This is a genomic window from Pseudomonas sp. P4_C4 (assembly GCF_056402055.1).
On record NZ_JBFUID010000013.1, the window covers coordinates 1 to 18,255 of the forward strand.

At 60.1% G+C, this 18,255-nt stretch carries 13 protein-coding genes; 5 read left to right on the forward strand and 8 right to left on the reverse strand.

Annotation, left to right across the window (positions count from 1 at the left end; all coding sequences use genetic code 11):
- The 3 genes from AC1DXW_RS09290 to yjiA form a co-directional block, all read left to right on the forward strand.
- A partial coding sequence (locus AC1DXW_RS09290; protein WP_477759965.1) for a carbon starvation CstA family protein occupies positions 1-1,443 on the forward strand: 1,443 nt, incomplete at its 5' end.
- Positions 1,444-1,458: 15 nt separating this feature from the next.
- Positions 1,459-1,656, forward strand: a complete 198-nt coding sequence (locus tag AC1DXW_RS09295; protein ID WP_007895266.1) for a YbdD/YjiX family protein — start codon at positions 1,459-1,461, stop codon at positions 1,654-1,656.
- A 162-nt stretch (positions 1,657-1,818) separates the two neighbouring features.
- The gene (gene yjiA, locus AC1DXW_RS09300; RefSeq protein WP_477755047.1) at positions 1,819-2,793 is read left to right on the forward strand and encodes a GTPase; all 975 of its coding nucleotides are present in this window, start codon (positions 1,819-1,821) and stop codon (positions 2,791-2,793) included.
- Between the two features lie 131 nt (positions 2,794-2,924).
- On the opposite strand, the gene AC1DXW_RS09305 is transcribed toward yjiA, so the two are convergent.
- From AC1DXW_RS09305 to AC1DXW_RS09325, 5 genes are all read right to left on the reverse strand, one after another.
- Positions 2,925-3,608, reverse strand: a complete 684-nt coding sequence (locus AC1DXW_RS09305) for a GntR family transcriptional regulator (protein WP_477755048.1) — start codon at positions 3,606-3,608, stop codon at positions 2,925-2,927.
- Positions 3,609-3,633: 25 nt separating this feature from the next.
- On the reverse strand, positions 3,634-4,338 hold the full coding sequence (locus AC1DXW_RS09310) for a FadR/GntR family transcriptional regulator (protein WP_477755053.1): 705 nt from the start codon (positions 4,336-4,338) through the stop codon (positions 3,634-3,636).
- A gap of 48 nt (positions 4,339-4,386) precedes the next feature.
- Positions 4,387-5,700: a C4-dicarboxylate transporter DctA gene (locus tag AC1DXW_RS09315; protein WP_477755049.1), complete on the reverse strand. Its 1,314-nt coding sequence runs from the start codon at positions 5,698-5,700 to the stop codon at positions 4,387-4,389.
- Positions 5,701-6,040: 340 nt separating this feature from the next.
- Positions 6,041-7,294 carry a serine hydroxymethyltransferase gene (glyA, locus tag AC1DXW_RS09320; protein WP_477755050.1) on the reverse strand — a complete coding sequence of 418 codons (1,254 nt, stop codon included), beginning with the start codon at positions 7,292-7,294 and terminating at the stop codon, positions 6,041-6,043.
- Positions 7,295-7,547: 253 nt separating this feature from the next.
- On the reverse strand, positions 7,548-11,396 hold the full coding sequence (locus tag AC1DXW_RS09325; protein WP_477759966.1) for a sensor domain-containing protein: 3,849 nt from the start codon (positions 11,394-11,396) through the stop codon (positions 7,548-7,550).
- A gap of 288 nt (positions 11,397-11,684) precedes the next feature.
- Between AC1DXW_RS09325 and ettA the strand changes: the two genes are divergently transcribed.
- The gene (ettA, locus tag AC1DXW_RS09330; RefSeq protein WP_477755052.1) at positions 11,685-13,349 is read left to right on the forward strand and encodes an energy-dependent translational throttle protein EttA; all 1,665 of its coding nucleotides are present in this window, start codon (positions 11,685-11,687) and stop codon (positions 13,347-13,349) included.
- A 153-nt stretch (positions 13,350-13,502) separates the two neighbouring features.
- Positions 13,503-14,630, forward strand: coding sequence for a glutamate dehydrogenase (locus AC1DXW_RS09335; RefSeq protein ID WP_477759977.1), 1,128 nt, complete (start codon positions 13,503-13,505; stop codon positions 14,628-14,630).
- On the opposite strand, the gene AC1DXW_RS09340 is transcribed toward AC1DXW_RS09335, so the two are convergent.
- The 3 genes from AC1DXW_RS09340 to AC1DXW_RS09350 all read right to left on the reverse strand — a co-directional run bounded on the left by AC1DXW_RS09340 (position 14,627) and on the right by AC1DXW_RS09350 (position 18,009).
- On the reverse strand, positions 14,627-15,121 hold the full coding sequence (locus tag AC1DXW_RS09340) for a GreA/GreB family elongation factor (RefSeq protein ID WP_477756669.1): 495 nt from the start codon (positions 15,119-15,121) through the stop codon (positions 14,627-14,629). The two genes, AC1DXW_RS09335 and AC1DXW_RS09340, sit on opposite strands and share 4 nt — an antisense overlap.
- 302 nt (positions 15,122-15,423) lie before the next feature.
- Positions 15,424-17,277 (reverse strand): Lnb N-terminal periplasmic domain-containing protein, encoded by a 1,854-nt coding sequence (locus AC1DXW_RS09345; RefSeq protein ID WP_477756668.1) that lies wholly within the window; start codon positions 17,275-17,277, stop codon positions 15,424-15,426.
- Positions 17,278-17,520: 243 nt separating this feature from the next.
- Positions 17,521-18,009: a DUF3015 domain-containing protein gene (locus AC1DXW_RS09350; RefSeq protein WP_007970900.1), complete on the reverse strand. Its 489-nt coding sequence runs from the start codon at positions 18,007-18,009 to the stop codon at positions 17,521-17,523.
- Positions 18,010-18,255: the final 246 nt, after the last annotated feature.

The following is an 18,255-nucleotide window of genomic DNA, read 5'->3' on the forward strand; positions in this document are numbered from 1 at the left end:
ATGGGCATTTACATGCGCTACATCCGTCCGGGTCGCATCGGTGAAATCTCGGTGATCGGCGTGCTATTGCTGCTCGGTTCGATCTGGCTCGGCGGGCAGATTGCCGCGGATCCGGTGTGGGCCAAGGCGTTCAGCTTTACCGGTATCCAGATCACCTGGATGCTGATCGGTTACGGTTTTGTCGCGGCGGTGTTGCCGGTGTGGCTGATTCTGGCACCCCGTGACTACCTGTCGACCTTCCTGAAAATCGGCACCATCGTCGCCCTGGCCATCGGCATTCTGATCACCATGCCCGAGCTGAAAATGCCGGCCCTGACCCAGTTCATCGACGGCACCGGCCCGGTATGGAAGGGCGGTCTGTTCCCGTTCCTGTTCATCACCATCGCCTGTGGCGCGGTGTCGGGTTTCCACGCGCTGATCGCCTCCGGGACCACGCCGAAACTGCTGGATAACGAAACCAACGCCCGCTACATCGGTTACGGCGGCATGCTGATGGAATCGTTCGTGGCGATCATGGCCATGGTCGCCGCGTCGGTGATCGAACCGGGTGTGTACTTCGCCATGAACAGTCCGGCTGCGGTTGTCGGCGGGGATGTGGTGGCGGTAGCAACAGCGGTCAGCAACTGGGGCTTTGCCATCACGCCGGAAGCCCTGCAAGCGGTGGCCCACGACATCGGTGAAACCACCATCCTGGCCCGTGCCGGTGGTGCGCCGACCCTGGCGGTCGGTATCGCGCAGATCCTGCACAGTGTTCTGCCGGGTGAGAACACCATGGCGTTCTGGTACCACTTCGCGATCCTGTTTGAAGCGCTGTTCATCCTGACCGCGGTCGACGCCGGTACCCGTGCCGGGCGTTTCATGCTCCAGGACTTGCTCGGTTCGTTCGTGCCGGCCCTGCGCCGCACCGAATCCTGGACTGCCAACCTGATCGCTACCGCCGGTTGCGTGGCCATGTGGGGCTGGTTGCTGTATCAGGGCGTGATCGATCCGCTGGGYGGCATCAACACCTTGTGGCCACTGTTCGGTATCTCCAACCAGATGCTGGCCGGTATCGCGCTGATGCTCGGCACCGTGGTGCTGATCAAGATGAAACGCCAGCGGTATGTCTGGGTCACCATGTTGCCGGCGGTGTGGCTGTTGATCTGCACCACGACAGCGGGCTTCATCAAGCTGTTCGACGCTAACCCGGCGATCGGCTTCCTGTCGCTGGCCAGGAAATATAGCGATGCCTTGGCCAACGGCCAGATCCTCGCCCCGGCCAAGGACATCACCCAGATGCAACACGTGATCTTCAACGCCTACACCAATGCAACGCTGACCGCGCTGTTCCTGTTCGTGGTGTTCAGCATCCTGTTCTATGCGCTCAAGGTCGGTATTTCCGCCTGGGGTAGCAAAGAACGTACGGATAAAGAAGCGCCATTCCAGGCGCTGCCGGAAGCGTGATCGAGGATTTGCACCATGTTCAATGACCTGAGTCGCCTCGGTAAATACCTCGGTCAGGCCGCGCGCCTGATGGTCGGCATGCCCGACTACGACAACTACGTCGAGCATATGCAGACCAAGCACCCGGACAAACCGGTGATGAGCTATGAGATGTTCTTTCGGGAGCGTCAGGAAGCCCGTTACGGTGGCAAGGGTGGGCCGAAGTGTTGTTGATCCGCTTGTCGGATTAACGGCAATACCTGTGGGAGCGAGCTTGCTCGCGATGGCGGATTGTCAATCAACAGTGATGTTGAATGTTAAGCCGCTATCGCGAGCAAGCTCGCTCCCACATTTGTTTTGTGTTGTTTTTTCTCTGTGTGAAAAAGGAGATCCAGTTTGTCCTCTCCAATCCCCGTAACAATCCTCAGCGGCTTCCTCGGCGCTGGTAAAACCACCCTGTTGCGCCACCTGCTCAAAGCCGAGCACGGCCTGAAAATTGCCGTGATCGAGAACGAATTCAGCGATGCCGGTATCGATACCCAGTTGTTGGGCGACGAGCCTGTGCAAGTGATGACGCTGTCGAATGGCTGCGTCTGCTGCACCATCCACACCGACCTGACCAAGGCCTTGTACCTGCTACTTGAACGCCTGGACAGCGGCGACATCGCCTTCGACCGCCTGGTGATCGAATGCACCGGCCTGGCCGACCCGGCGCCCGTGGCACAAACCTTCTTCATCGACGAAGAACTGCGTGAACGCTATATCCTCGACGGCATCATCACCCTGGTCGATGCCGCCCACGCTGATCTGCATCTGACCCAGACCATCGCCCAGGCACAGATCGGTTTTGCCGACCGCTTGCTGGTGAGCAAGCGCGATCTGGTGGACGAGCCAACCTTTACCGCGCTGAGCGAGCGCCTGACCCGTATCAACCGTCGAGCGCCGATTCGCGTGGTTGACCACGGCAGGATCGACCTGGCTGAACTGCTTGATGTCCGCGGTTTCAACCTCAATGCAGACCTCGGTGGCGGCGTGAGTTTGCGCCCGCTCAGCCAGGCTGCTCCGTCCATGGACCGCATTTCCAGCCTGGTGCTGCGCACCGACAAGCCGCTGGATATCGACAGGCTCAGCGAGTTCATGAATGAGCTGCTGGAAGACCATGGCAAGCAACTGCTGCGCTACAAAGGTGTGTTGAATATCCTCGGCGAATCGCGTCGCATGGTGTTTCAGGGTGTGCTGAAGCTTTATGGTTTCGACTGGGATACAGAGTGGGCTGAAGAGGAAGTGCGCGAGAGCGTGATCGTGTTCATTGCCGATGACTTGCCGGAAGAAAAGATTCGCGAGGGGTTTGCGCGGGTGGCGGCGGATTAAAGTCAGAAGTTGCAGCGAGCCTTGAGCCGCCATCGCGAGCAGGTCGGATCGCCGCACCGTCGCTCCCACATTTGAAGTGCAGTCCCCTGTGGGGGCGAGGCTGCTCCGGGCGGCGTTCCGACGAAAGCGGACTAACCTGTGGCACAGTTTTGGTCCAGTGCCGATGCAGGGCTCAGCAACAAATCTTCCAGATAATCCAGATGCCGGTTGAGCACGGCTTGCGCCGTCGCGGCGTCTCCTCGCTCCAGCGCATCCAGAATCTCCATGTGCTCCACGCAATAATCCTTCTGCGGCAGATCAAACTGCGCAATCGCCAACGAAGTCAGCGCTACCAGGCTCTCAAGAAAATGCGCCAACGGTGCATTCCCCGCCATTTGTGCCAACTGCAGATGAAACTCTCCCGACAAACGAATTCCCCGTCCACGCTCGGTGCATTGACGCTCGCTATCGACCAGCGCCCGCAGTTGCTTCAGGTCTTGCGCGCAGGGTCGCTGACAGGCCAGCCGCACCAGCAAGATCTCGGCCAGACGCCGGGCATGCAGTGTCTGCCGGGTCTGCTCGGCATCAAGCTCGGCGACGCGGGGACGATGGTTGACTCGAAGAATGATGATCTGCTGATGGGACAGTCGCGTCAGCACATCACGCATGTCGCTGCGCCTTGCACCGAACATCTGCGCCAGGCTTTCTTCCGTAAAGCGACTGGCCGAATGGATGCGCTGTTCGAAAATGGCATCGAGGACTCGTGAATACAGATCATCCACCGAAGGGCGGACGGGCAGGGTGGCGAGCGTTTGTGGCGAGGCGAAGCTGTTCATGGCCAATCTCCAGTTCGAAGAGGTTTCAACTGCCGAGGTTGTCTTCCGGGATGTTCAGTTCGATGCCCATGCGCTGGCCTTCGCGCAAAATGTGCCGACGCATCTCGGCGCTGGCCTGGGCGCTGTTCTTGCTGCGGATCGCCCGCACCACCGCTTCGTTTTCTTCAAGGCGCTCAGCCAGATGCTCCGGGGAGTTGCGCAACACTTCGGCGCTTTGCTTGAGGGCATTGCTGGTTTGCTGGACCACGCTCTGGAAGATCGGGTTCGACGTCAGCGTGAACAGCTCTTCGTGGAACGCGATGTAGGCGGTTACGCCGGCTTCACTGTCATTGGCCTCCAGGGCTTCGCGCATGTCCATCAAGGTCAGGCGCAGTTGCCCGACTTCCTTGCTGCTGATGGACTGCGCCACGAGGCCGACGATGAACGGCTCCAGCGTGTAGCGCAGTTGCAGCACGTCTTCCAGGCTCGCTGCGGCCACTGCACTGTCATGCGTCTGGCTGTCGGCGAGATTGGCTTCGAGCACCACCACGCCTTTGCCCGGCATCGAACGCACCAGGCCGAGGGTTTCCAGGACGATGACCGCCTCACGCAGGCTCGGGCGGCTGATGCCCAGTTGTTCGGCCAGTTCGCGTTGCCCCGGCAGCATTTCGCCGGAGCGCCACTGACCACGGGCCAAAGCGGCCCGAAGTTTTTCTACCACTGAGTTGACGACGGTTGATGAGGTAATCACTTGCTTGCTCCATGAGCCGTGCCTGCGGTCGGCAGGCACGGCGGTCATTCAGAATTCTTTGGCTGCCGCTTGAGCAACCGGTTTTCTCGGCTGGAAGGTATAACCCGCCTGGCCGGAAAGTACCTTGTTCGCCCGCTGCACATCGATGTCCTTTTCCCACCGCGCGATGGCGACGGTCGCCACACAGTTGCCGATCAGGTTGGTCAACGCCCGGCCGATCCCCATGAACCAGTCCACGGCCAGCACCAGCACCAGACCCACCACCGGAATGGCCGGAATGGCTGTCAGGGTGGCCGCCAGGATCACCAGCGCCGAGCCTGGAATACCGTGGGCACCCTTGGAGGTGATCAACGACACCAACAGAATCGTCAACAGGTCGGTCATCGCCAGCGGCGTGCCGGTGGCATTGGCGATGAACACAATGGCCAGGGTCAGGTAGATCGAGAAACCGTCGAGGTTGAACGAGTAACCGGTAGGTATCACCAACCCGACCGTCGAACTGCCGATGCCCAGGTGCTCAAGCTTGCGCATGATTTGTGGCAGCACGGCATCGGAGGACGCGGTGCCCATGACGATCAGCAGTTCTTCGCGCAGGTACTTGAGCAACGGCCACATCTTCAAGCCAGAGAGGCGCATCACCAGGCCGAGAATCAGGGCCACGAAGGCAGTACAGGTCAGGTAGAACAGGCCGACCAGGCTGCCCAGGTGTTGCAGCGAGTCCAGGCCATATTTGCTGGTGGTGAAGGCGATCGCGCCGAATACACCGATGGGGGCCAGTCGCACGATCATGCCCATGATGCGGAAGATCACATGGCTGAGTTCATTGATCAGACGCGAAATACCCGATGCCGCTTCTCCCACCAGATTCAGTGCACTGCCGAACAACACTGAAAACAGCAGGACCTGCAGGATATTGTTATCGGCAAAGGCACCGATCACCGAAGTCGGAATCAGGTCCATCAGGAACTGTGTGGTGGTGTGCATGTGCTGACCGCGCTGGGCAATGTCGCCCATATCGGCTGTGGAAAGCTGCTCCAGATGGATGTTCGCGCCGCTGCCGATGCCAGTGCTGAAGGCGAACACCAGGCCAATCACCAGGGCGATGGTGGTCAGCACTTCAAAGTAGATCACCGATTTCAGGCCGATTCGGCCGACCTTCTTCAGGTCGCCGGCACCGCTGATGCCGCTGACCACTACGCAAAACACAATCAGGCCGATGAGCATTTTGATCAGCTTGATAAAACCGTCACCGAGCGGTTTGAGCTGAGCGGAGTATTCGGGAAGGGTCAGCCCGCAGACGATGCCGAGCACCAGTCCGAGAACCACTTGGAGGAAGATTGAACGCGAGCACCATCTGAGCATGGGAGGAATCCTGGTCGGTGTCCTGGCTTCCGTGTGCGGGGCACATCAGATTCAGGACTTAATTATTGTGGTCTTACCGGTATGTCCAGTGCAGGCGCAGTCTAGGCGCTATTTTTGGGTGTTCGCAAGTAAAAATTAGAAAATTGGCATGACCGGTCTGACCAGTGGTGCTGGTCTCGTAGGAGCTGCCGAAGGCTGCGATCTTTTGATTTTGCTTTTTTGAGGATCAAAAGATCGCAGCCTTCGGCAGCTCCTACAGGTAAGCGGTGTCAATTTGCGGGCGAAAAAAAACCGGCCAATCACTTGGCCGGTTCTTCATGCTGCGGATTTAACGGGGCAATTAAGCGCCGTACACCGGTAGCTTCTTGCAGATGGCCTTGACCTTCTCACGAACGGCGTCGATCACCGCTTCGTTGTTCAGGTCAGCCAGGATGTCGCAGATCCAGCCGGCCAGTTCCTTGCACTCTGCTTCCTTGAAGCCACGAGTGGTCACGGCCGGGGTGCCGAAGCGCAGGCCGGAAGTGACGAACGGAGAGCGTGGGTCGTTTGGCACGGAGTTCTTGTTCACGGTGATGAACGCTTTGCCCAGAGCGGCGTCGGCGTCTTTACCGGAAATTTCCTGCTTGATCAGCGACAGCAGGAACAGGTGGTTCTGAGTACCGCCGGAAACCACGTCGAAGCCGCGTTCGATGAACACGCCGGCCATGGCCTGGGCGTTCTTCACCACTTGTTGCTGGTAAACCTTGAACTCAGGCTGCAGCGCTTCCTTGAAGCAGATCGCTTTAGCGGCGATCACGTGCTCCAGCGGGCCGCCCTGGGCGCCCGGGAATACGGCGGAGTTCAGTTTCTTCTCGATGTCGGCGTTGGCGCGAGCCAGGATCAGGCCGCCACGTGGACCGCGCAGGGTCTTGTGGGTGGTGGTGGTCACGACGTCAGCGAATGGAATCGGGTTCGGGTAGACGCCAGCGGCTACCAGACCGGCCACGTGGGCCATGTCGACGAACAGGTAGGCACCTACCTTGTCGGCGATTGCACGGAAGCGCGGGAAGTCGAGGATCTGCGAGTAGGCAGAGAAACCGGCCACGATCATTTTTGGCTTGTGCTCAACGGCCAGGCGCTCGACTTCGTCGTAGTCGATCAGGCCGTTGGCATCGATGCCGTACTGGATGGCGTTGTACAGCTTGCCGGAAGACGAAACGCTGGCACCGTGGGTCAGGTGACCGCCGTGGGCCAGGCTCATGCCCAGGATGGTGTCGCCAGCCGACAGCAGGGCCAGGTAAACGGCGCTGTTGGCTTGCGAACCGGCGTGTGGCTGAACGTTGGCGTAGTCGGCACCGAACAGCTCTTTGGCGCGGTCGATGGCCAGTTGCTCAACCACGTCGACGTACTCGCAACCGCCGTAGTAGCGCTTGCCCGGGTAGCCTTCGGCGTACTTGTTGGTCAGTACCGAGCCTTGAGCTTCCATCACCGCTGGGCTGGTGTAGTTTTCCGAAGCGATCAGCTCGATGTGTTCTTCCTGGCGCTGAGCTTCTTGCTCCATGGCGGCAAAAAGGTCGGCGTCGTACTTGGCAATAGTCAAATCACGGCTGAACATGGCGGTCCTCAAGGATCGGGGGCGGAAAAGGGAGGCATTCTAACCCAATGGGTTTTAGATGGCATATGAAACGGCATCATGTCGCAGACAAGTGGTGTTCATGCGTGGATAGATGGTGTTTGTGCCGGCCTCAAAAGATCGCAGCCTTCGGCAGCTCCTACCCTAAGCGGGGTAGCCGCCAGATTCTGTGACCGACATCAATCCCTGTAGGAGCTGCCGCAGGCTGCGATCTTTTCGGCAACACCACAAAACTTCAGTCGAACATGAAGAGGGCGTCGTTACTGAACTGCGCCTCAAACCGGTCCGCCGGCATCGGGCGACCGAACAGGTAACCCTGCACCTCGTCGCAACCGTGCTCCCTCAGGAAATCAAGCTGTTCGTGGGTTTCCACGCCTTCGGCGATCACCGCCAGGTTCAGGCTGTGGGCCATGGCGATGATCGCCCGGGCGATCTGCGCATCCTGCTCACCCGATGGCAGGCCGTCGACGAAGGTGCGGTCGATCTTCAGTACGTCGATCGGGAACTGCTTGAGGTAGTTGAGCGATGAGTAACCGGTGCCAAAGTCATCCACCGCGATGCTCAGCCCAAGGTTTTTCAGCCCGGCGAGGATCTGCATCGCCTCGCTGACTTCGCGCATCAGGATACTTTCGGTCAGCTCCAGTTCCAGGCACGCCGGCGGCAGGCCGGTTTCCTTGAGAATGGTGGCGATTCGCGTGCCAAGCTGGCCATCGGAGAACTGCCGCGCCGAGATGTTCACCGACACCTTCGGCACCCGTACCCTGGCCTGATGCCAGGCCTTCAGTTGGCGGCAGGCTTCGCTGATCACCCAGTCGCCGACATCCACCACCAGCCCGAGCTCTTCGAGCACCGGAATGAAATCCCCCGGCGGCACCAGACCGCGGCGTGGATGGCGCCAGCGCAACAATGCCTCGGCACCGGTCAGGCGCTTGCCGTCGCCGCTGAACTGCGGCTGGTAATACAGCACGAATTCGTTCTGTTCCAGGGCATGGCGCAAGTCGCTTTCCAGCTCCAGTCGCTCCAGGGCGCTGGCATTCATGTCCGCCTGATAGAACTGGAAGTTGTTCTTGCCACGTTCCTTGGCGTGGTACATCGCCGTGTCGGCGTTCTTCATCAGCTGGCTGAGTTCGTTGCCGTCCTGCGGGCTCAGGGCGATACCGATACTGGCCGTGACGAAGAACTCGCGGCCTTCGAGCACGAACGGTTTCACCAGGCTGGCGAGAATCTGCTCGGCCACATGAATCGCCCGGTTCAGGGCGATTTCACGGTTGGCTCGTGGTTGCAGGAGCAAGGTGAATTCGTCACCGCCCATGCGCGCCACGGTGTCGTCATCGTCGACGCAACCGAGCAGGCGCGTGGCCATTTCCTTGAGCATGCGGTCGCCGGCGGCGTGGCCCAGGGAGTCGTTGATCGGCTTGAAACGGTCGAGATCGAGGAACATCAGCACCACCCACGACTTCTGCCGTTCGGCCGATTGCAACGCCGTGTGCAGGCGATCCTGGAACAGCGATCGGTTGGGCAGGTGGGTCAGGGCGTCGTAGTAGGCAAGGCGGTGAATCCGCTGTTCGCTGGCCTTGCGCTCGCTGATGTCGCTGAAGAAACACACATAGCTGGCCAGGTCGCCTTCGTCATCGAGTACGGCGGTGATCCCGACCCAGGCCGGGTAGTGCTCGCCATTGCGACGCTTGAGCCAGACTTCGCCTTCCCAGGTGCTGTGCTGGGCCAATTGCTTGAGGACGTAACGCAGATGGGATTCCTGTTGCTCGTCGACGGTCAGCATGTTCGGCAGCTGGTCGAGGACCTGCTCCACGGCATAGCCGCTGACACGGCTGAAGGCCTCGTTGGCCTGGACGATGTAGCCGGCCGGGTCGGTGATCAGGATCGCCGAGGTCGAGTGTTCGAATACCGTGGCGGCCATGCGCAAGTCTTTTTCCGCCCGGCGTTGCTGGCTGATGTCGCGGCCGACGCCGAGCACGCCTTCGAACGTACCGTGTTCGTCCCAGACCAATACCAGGCGCAGTTCGATCGGGATCTTGCGCCCGTCGGCCCGCAGGCAATCGAACAGGAACAGTTGGGTTTGCACCTGGCTGCGCAGCAGCGCCAGTTGGTCCGGCTGATCCAGCGCTTTGCTGACCCGGTCCATCAGGTGGTAGATGCCGGTCAGTTGTTGCGGGTTGGCGATGGTCGATTGCCAGCCGTTCTGGAAAATCCACTCGGCGTCGTAACCCAGCACCGCTTGCACGGAAGGGCTGACGTAATTGAGGTTCAGGCGGCTGTCGGTGGAGAAGATCACGTCGCTGATGCTTTCGGCGAGCATCCGGTAGCGCTGTTCGCTGTCGCGCAGGGATTCACTGGCTTCAAGCTGATCGGTGATGTCCTTGGCCACGCCGATGATCCGCGTGACCTGATCGTCCTTGTCCCGCGCCAGTGCCTGCTCGCGAATCTCGAAGCGTCGCCACTGGCCGTCCCGATGACGGAAGCGCAACTGGCACTGCATCAATTGGCGATAACCGGCCTGGCGCTGGACCTGGCGGGAGCGATGGTAATAGTCGGCGTCTTCGGGGTGCAGGAGGATTTCCCAGAAGTATTCGCCCATCTGGTGCAGTTCGGTGCGGTTGTAACCCAGTGTCTGGCCCAGATGATGGTTGCTGTAGATCATGCGCTGGCTGAAAACATGCTGCACATACAGGTGATCCGGTACGGTGCGCACCACGTCCGACCAAAACCCTTCGCGCTCCTGCAGTGACAATTCGATGAGCTTGCGGCTGGTGATGTCGGTGATGCTCAGGATCACTGCGTTATAGTCGTCCTGGGTTTGCGGCAGGCGCAGCACCAGCCATAGATGCTGGTCGCGACCGCTGGCATCCTGCAGTTTGATTTCCAGCTCAAGCAGTTGCTGCCGGTTGAGCATCGCGTCGAGCACCTGGTTGCCGATGGCGGTGCCGTCCTGCGGATGGCCGTCGATCAGCAGTTTCCAGGCTTTGTCAGCGCTATCGACATTAAGCAGTTGCAGTGCGACCTGGTTGACCTCGGAGATCCGCAATTCCTTGAGCAATTGCCGGCGTTGTTCCGGGATCGCCAGCCACGCTTGCAGTTGCTCGCTGCCCTGCAGTTGTGCCTTGTCGAAAAAGACCTTGAGCCCGGACATGTCGAGGACGCACAAGGCTACGCCGGTGCCTTCGAAAATGTCCTGATAACGCCGGCGGCCTTCGCTCAATTGGCGCTGACGCCGGCGCATGTTCAGCAAGGCGATGAACGGCAGCATGGAAAACGCCAGGCCCAGCAGACATTTGCCAATGAACGCCGGCAGCAGCTCTTCCAGCACGCGCTGGCGGTCGAACAAGCCGCGCAGTTGCCAATCGCTGCTGCTCAGCGCAACGGTCAGCACGCTGTTGGCGACATCGTCCTCGGTCAGCGTGCCCGGATTGACCGAGGGCAGCGCATCGTCGCGGCTGATGATCTGATGATTGATGCGGTTCTCCACCAGCCACAATGGGCGGCGGCCGGCCTCGCTTTGCTTGATCAAGGACGAAAAGAAGGCGGGGGGCAGACGCAAGACCCAATAGCCTCGGGAACTGCCGCTGGCCTGATGCAACAATAGATGCACCACGGAGCCGTCGGTGGCGTTGCTGAAGTAGTGCGTCTGGGCGTGGCTGCGGCGTATCAGTTCACCCAGGTAGCCGCTGTCATCGCTGTCGGGAGCGCTGTCACTGATGACTCTTCCCGAGGGGCTGAGCAACGCCAGGCTGCGCAGATCAGGCAGCGACTGTTGCAGCTTGCGCAGCAGCGCCTGCAGCTCATCGGCGTCCTGCGGTTGCTCGACGATCGGCAACAGGTTGAGGGCGATCTGCGCGTTGAGCGCCATGTTCAGGCTGACCTGCGCGGCTAGATCGGCGGTGTAATCGATGGTGTATTGACGCTGGTTTTTCTGGGTTTCGCGCAACTGATCGAGCAATTGCCAGAACAACAGGGCCAGCAGCAATAGTGCAAGTGTCGCCAAGGTGCCCTTCAAGGTCCCGCGCAGGGGGGAGCCGGGCGCTGTGGCCGGCTCACTGGAAGTCAGGGGCGGAGGGGCTTTGGACAAGCTGTAATCCTGCGGTTTGGCTGGACTGGCGCGACGTGCACTATAAGCCGGACGCCCGAAGGGCGGCTAGCATGCCTTGAGTTGTGGCGAAGTGCCAGTCCCTGCCCGTCGGCTGGACTGCCATCTGTCATTAAGGTAGCTTTGCCGGTTACGCGGGAGCGTTCCAGCTCCTAGACTCAGACTTTTTCAGCGCGCACGTATTGATAGCCTCAAGCGAGCGACGCGCACGGTCTGGCCGGGCATCGCCTGCGCTCCAATCATTCATCAGTCACTGACCCTAGGTTCTCCATGGCTCAATACGTATTCACCATGCATCGGCTGGGCAAAGTTGTTCCGCCGAAGCGGGAAATCCTGAAAAATATTTCTCTGTCCTTCTTCCCCGGCGCCAAGATCGGCGTGCTCGGCCTCAACGGTTCGGGTAAGTCCACGTTGCTGAAAATCATGGCCGGCGTCGACACCGAGTTCGAGGGCGAAGCCCGCCCAATGCCGGAGCTGAACATCGGTTATCTGCCACAAGAGCCGATCCTGGACCCGACCAAAACCGTGCGTGAAGTGGTCGAGGAAGCGGTCAGCGTGATCAAGAATGCCCAGGCTCGCCTGGATGAGGTCTACGCGGCTTACGCTGAAGAAGACGCCGACTTCGACAAACTGGCGGCCGAACAGGCCAAGCTCGAAGCCATCCTGCAAGCCAGCGACGGTCACAACCTGGAGCGCCAGCTGGAAGTCGCCGCCGACGCGTTGCGTCTGCCGGCCTGGGATGCCAAGGTCGAAGTTCTGTCCGGTGGTGAAAAGCGTCGTGTAGCCCTGTGCCGCCTGCTGCTGTCCGCCCCGGACATGCTGCTGCTCGACGAACCGACCAACCACCTGGACGCCGATTCCGTCGCCTGGCTTGAGCACTTCCTGCACGACTTCCCGGGCACCGTGGTAGCGATCACGCACGACCGTTACTTCCTGGACAACGTTGCCGGCTGGATTCTGGAACTGGACCGCGGCGCGGGCATTCCTTACGAGGGCAACTATTCGGGTTGGCTGGAAGCCAAGTCCGATCGTCTGGCTGCAGAATCCAAGCAGCAGTCGGCCCACGAAAAAGCCATGAAGGAAGAACTGGAGTGGGTGCGCAAAGGCGCCAAGGCCCGCCAGTCGAAATCCAAGGCACGTCTGCAACGCTTCGAAGAAATGCAATCCCAGGAATTCCAGAAGCGCAGCGAAACCAACGAGATCTACATCCCGGCCGGTCCGCGCCTGGGCGACAAGGTCATCGAATTCAAGAACGTCACCAAGGGCTACGGCGATCGCGTGCTGATCGACAACCTGTCGTTCTCCATGCCTAAAGGCGCCATCGTCGGCGTGATCGGCGGTAACGGTGCCGGTAAGTCGACCCTGTTCCGCATGCTGATGGGCAAGGAAACGCCGGATTCGGGCAGCATCGACGTCGGTGAAACCGTGCAGCTTGCTTGTGTGGATCAGAGCCGCGAGGATCTGGACGGCAGCAAGACCGTGTTCCAGCAGATCTCCGACGGTTCCGACCAGATCCGCATCGGCAACTACGAGATCCCGTCGCGTACCTACGTCGGTCGCTTCAACTTCAAGGGCGGCGATCAGCAGAAGTTCGTCAAGGACCTGTCCGGTGGTGAGCGCGGTCGCTTGCACCTGGCCCTGACCCTGAAAGAGGGCGGCAACGTCCTGCTGCTCGACGAACCGTCCAACGACCTCGACGTCGAAACCCTGCGTTCCCTGGAAGAAGCCCTGCTGGACTTCCCGGGCGCCGCCATTGTGATCTCTCACGATCGGTGGTTCCTTGACCGCGTCGCGACTCACATCCTGGCGTACGAAGACGACTCGCAAGCGGTGTTCTTCGAAGGCAACTACAGCGAATACGAAGCCGATCGTAAAAAGCGTCTCGGCGAAGCAGCTGCTCAGCCGCATCGTGTACGCCACAAGAAACTGGCCTGATTTCGGGTTGGTTGCATAAGAGAGCGGAGCCTTCGGGCTCCGTTTTTTTTGCGTTTTTTCAGTGGTATCGCGGTGAGTTCATCGCCGGCAAGCCAGCTCCTACAGGTATGTGGATTGCCCGAGATCCGGAAAAACTCACGGACACTGTAGGAGCTGGCTTGCCAGCGATGGCGGTGTAACTGTTGGTGCAGAACTCCGGATCAACCCGAATTCCACCAGGCTGTAGAAGAAGTCCTGCGCACTCTGTGGCCGTTTCTTGAAGCCAATCCGCATTACCTGACCTCGGGCATTCTGGAACGCATCTGCGAGCCGGAGTGGGCGCTGGTGTTTCGCGTGTCGTGGGTCGACGATCGGGGCAAAGTCCAGGTCAATCGCGGGTTCCGCATCCAGATGAACAGCGCGATCGGCCCGTACAAGGGCGGTCTGCGTTTCCACCCGTCGGTGAACATGGGCGTGCTGAAATTCCTCGCCTTCGAACAGACCTTCAAAAACTCCCTGAATTCATTGCCCATGGGCGGTGGCAAGGGTGGTTCGGACTTCGACCCCAAAGGCAAAAGCGACGCGGAAGTCATGCGCTTCTGCCAGGCCTTCATGAGCGAGTTGTACCGCCACATTGGTGCGGACGTTGACGTGCCAGCCGGGGACATCGGCGTCGGTGCGCGGGAAATCGGTTTCCTGTTCGGCCAGCACAAGCGCTTGAACAACCAGTTCACCAGTGTGCTGACCGGCAAAGGCCCAAGCTACGACGGCAGCCTGATTCGCCCGCAAGCTTCCGGTTTCGGCTGCGTGTACTTCGCCGAAGAAATGCTCAAGCGCCGTGGCCTGGCTGGCCGTTTTGGCCTGGAGTTCCGCACCGGTCAGCTGCCATGGAGCCTGAGCTGCGATATCGCGCTGCTGTGCGCAACGCAAAACGAACTGGATGTCGAAGCCGCTCGCATCTTACTGCGCAACGGCTGCATCTGTGTGGCCGAAGGCGCGAACATGCCGACCACCCTCGAGGCGATGGACCTGTTCATCGAGGCCGACATTCTGTTCGCAGCGGGCAAGGCGTCCAACGCCGGCGGCGTGGCGGTGAGCGGGCTGGAAATGTCGCAGAACGCCATGCGCCTGGCGTGGACCGGTGGCGAAGTGGACAGCGAACTGCACGCGATCATGCAGTCGATTCACCACGCTTGCGTGCATTACGGCGAAGAGGACGGTCGGGTCAATTACGTCAAGGGGGCGAACATCGCCGGCTTCGTGAAGGTCGCCGATGCGATGCTGGCCCAAGGCGTCGTCTAAGTCGGTTCGATGCGAATCACTTCAATCATTTGATCCCCGGCGGGGCGCTGCCACAGTACTTCGTCGTTGAGTTGTGCGCCGAGCAGCGCCCGGCCCAGCGGTGAACCCCAATTGATCAGGCCGTGGGCGGCATCGGCCTGATCTTCGCCCACCAGTTGTACCCGGCGCTCGGTGGCGTGTTCATCGGCGTAGGTCACCCAACTGCCGATTTGCACTTTCTGGGTCGAGGTCGCGGCGGGTACCACCTGAGCGCTGCCCAGGCGCTGTTTGAAATAACGCAGATCACGTTCGAGATCGGCCAGGCGCTGTTTGTCCGCCTGCTCACCTTTTGCCGATTGCTCGGCATGCAGGGTTTGCAGTTCGGCGACTTTGCCCTGTAACAGCTTCAGGCCTTGCGGCGTGACGTAATTGGGCTGCGCGCTGACCTGCCGTTCGACAGGCTGATCGGCTTGCGCGCTGGCGTTATCTTCATTGACGAAGGCACGGCTCATGGAGTTCTCCCGGTATAGGGTTTGGGTCATGGTCGCAGGCATCTGGTTTCACTGGATGTCTGAAAGCGACTTACGGCGAGCGATAGGCCCGGGCGGCATCCTGATTTTTCTGTTGCTGTCAGGCCTTGCCCCATTCTTCCTGATGACTGTTGCGCTCATCCACCGCGCTCCACGACCACGCAACGCCGCATCTCGGAACCCCGGCCCCCTGGGGTCTATAAGGAAAGTCTAGAAGCTGGCTCGCGAGGATGGTGTGCGCGGGCGGTGAAAAATCCATTCCCTTGTGGGAGTAGCGTGTCAGGTCAGTAGTGATACCACTTCAGCTCAAGCATCACTTCGTTCTCGGCCGTCGCCAAATGGCTGAACTCACGCTGGGCGCTCAAGCGCAGACCGAGATTGCGGGATATTTCCCATTGCTGATTCAGGCTCAGGTTACGACGCACTTCGCCATTGGTGAAAAAATCACCCTTGGCTTCCAGGCTCAAGTTGCCCAGCGGGTTTTTCCACAGCACGCCACTGTTGAAACCAACGGCCGGCGCGATGAATGCGGCGAAGTCGTTGTTGTGTTCGATACGCACGGTGCCCAGGGCAAAACCGAGCAGATCGTCGCCCAATTGCCAGGTTCCACCGCCACCGCCGTTGACGTGGCTGACCAGGGTTTGGTCATCATGCTTGCCTGGCACCCGCTCCAGACCACCGGTGACTTGCCATGACAGCGGTTGCAGCAACTCGTTACGCGGGGTCAGGGAACGAATGGTCGCCAGGTCCAGTCGCTGCACTTGCCAGTCATTGCCTTCGTACTGGCGCAGTTTCAATTGCAGGATTTCGATCTGCGCGCCAAGGGGAAAGCTTTCGCTGTTGTCATTGAGGTCGTGATAAGCCATGCGCAAGCCGTACTCGCCAAAGGCTTTATCGCCACGGGTACCGAGGCCGAGTTGCCAGGTACGGGACTCGTGACCGTCTTCAGGCAGGCCGGGTTGCGGGATATCCAGCTCCGGCGCCGGGTTCTGGTTGATTGCCCGCAGCAGTTCGAAGCTGCGCTGGGCGCGCGCCGGGTCGCGCTCCCGGCCATTGGCGCGGTAGCGTTCCAGACGATAGGCCGCATCGATGATCAGCGCTTGGCGGTCGCGGGGTTGTGCCTTGAACGCCGGGTCCTGCAATTGGTTCTGATCGGCGCTGACGTTCAGTACCCATTGCTGCTCTTCAGGGGTCAACGGTTCGGCGCGACTGAGCAACTCGCGTTCCCGGGACGGACGATACTGGATGGATTCCACCAGCCCGGCATTTTTCACGGCTTTGACGGTGTCGGTCGGGATGGCGGTGAGTGGAAACTGCTCGGTCAGGCGCAGGCTCGGGCGGGCCACTTGCAGCAGTTCCAGCAAGCGGTACGAGCAGTTCTCGTCAAAGAAGAAATAGTCGAACTTGATCTGCTTCAGCTCCCAGACGTGCTCGACCATGCGCGCGGTTTCCTGCTGGGTCAGGTTCAGTCGGTATTCCCACAGGTCGCGGTTTTCCAGGCTGCGGTATTCCGAGAGTTTTTCCTGGTAGGGCACCAGCGCGAACAGGCCGGGATAGCCGCCCATCAGGCCTTTCCAGGCATAGAGGATGCTGTTGTCCGAGCCCTCGATGTAGGCGCCGAAGTTGATCGCGTAACTGAGCAGCGAAGTCTTGTCGCTCTTCACTTCGGCCTGATCGATGCGCAGCAGGGTGTGGCCAAACATCGAGGATGGACTGTTCAGGTACGCCGCCGGGAAGATCATCACCGCGCTGTCGGGCGAGACGTCCTTGAACCATTGCTTGAATTCGGCGCAGGCCGGCGTCGGCAGGCCGGTCAGGCCGAGCTGCTCTTCGAGCCAGCGGGTGCGGGCCGGGTAGACGCATTGTGCGTGCTGTTCACCGGTACTGGCCGGGGCGTACAAGGCTTGTACGGTAGCAGCCAATTCATTGTCCGGGTGTTCATTGCCATCGGCGGCGAGGAAGAATTTCGGGTCGCTGACATAGCTGCGCCAGCCACCGAGCTTGGCGGTTTCGTAATGGCCCAGGGATATCCAGAAAGGGTCGTTGGCCAGTTGCTGCAAACGTTGTGGGTCGATGTGAGGCGCGGCGGACAGCGGGGCGCAGGCACACAGCGCCAGCCAGGCAAGGCGTTTGAGCATAGATGGCAACTTAAGTCGAAAAAACAAAGGCCGTTTGCCCGTAGGAGCTGGCTTGTCGGGTCGCCGCATCGCAGCGAAGGTCGTTAACGATAACGCGTGTCTACCGGATAAACACGGCGCCTTTGAAACCATCGCTGCGATGCGGCGACCCGACAAGCCAGCTCCTACAGTCAGCGACATCCAAAGGTGGTCGCGTCCAAAAAACAAAACCCGCTTCCCGAAAGAAGCGGGGGCGAGTGGAGCTTATGCCTGGGTCGCGTACTTGGCCAGACGAGGGTCGGCTTTGAGCACGGCCAGGGTATTGGTATGCACGTCTTCGGCAGTCACGTCAGCCTTGCTGAAGATCTGCTGGAAGTGCTCGTGAGTGACGGCGGCGAAGTGCGCACGGTCTTCCGGCGCCACGCCCAGTACCACGGCATAGGTGGTCAGCGCTTCGCCCTGACCTTTGGCCATGTCTTCGGACAGCTCGTTCATCATGCCATTCATGGCAAACCAGGATTTACCGCCATAGGTCAGCGACGCGTTGGTTGCGCAACCGTTGGTACCGGAGGTCATGCCGAAGGTTGCGTTGCCGGAGGTGCCGTTGGTGGTGGATGCCAGGAAGTGGGCCGGAGTACCACGCTGACCTTCGAACAGCATGTTGCCCCAACCGCAATCCGGGCCGCCCGGCGCCTGAGCCATGGCGTTGATGGATACGGCGGTGAAGAGAGTACCGAGAAGAATCCGTTTCATAGCTTTGTTCTCTTTATGTGCCTACCAATGGACAAGTGGGCCGGTCATTAGTCCAGCCGCGCAGTCTGGAGTTTAGGCACGATCACGGGGCTCCGTGATTTTTTGCAAAAGACTCATGGGAAACCGTGGCGCAAGCCCGGCCCGCCTGGGGTTGGCGGATTGACGATGCTCAGGCCTGCGGCGCTCCTTGCCAGTCGGGTATGGGCGGCGCCAGAATGCTGCCATCTGCCCCGCCTGATTGTTAAG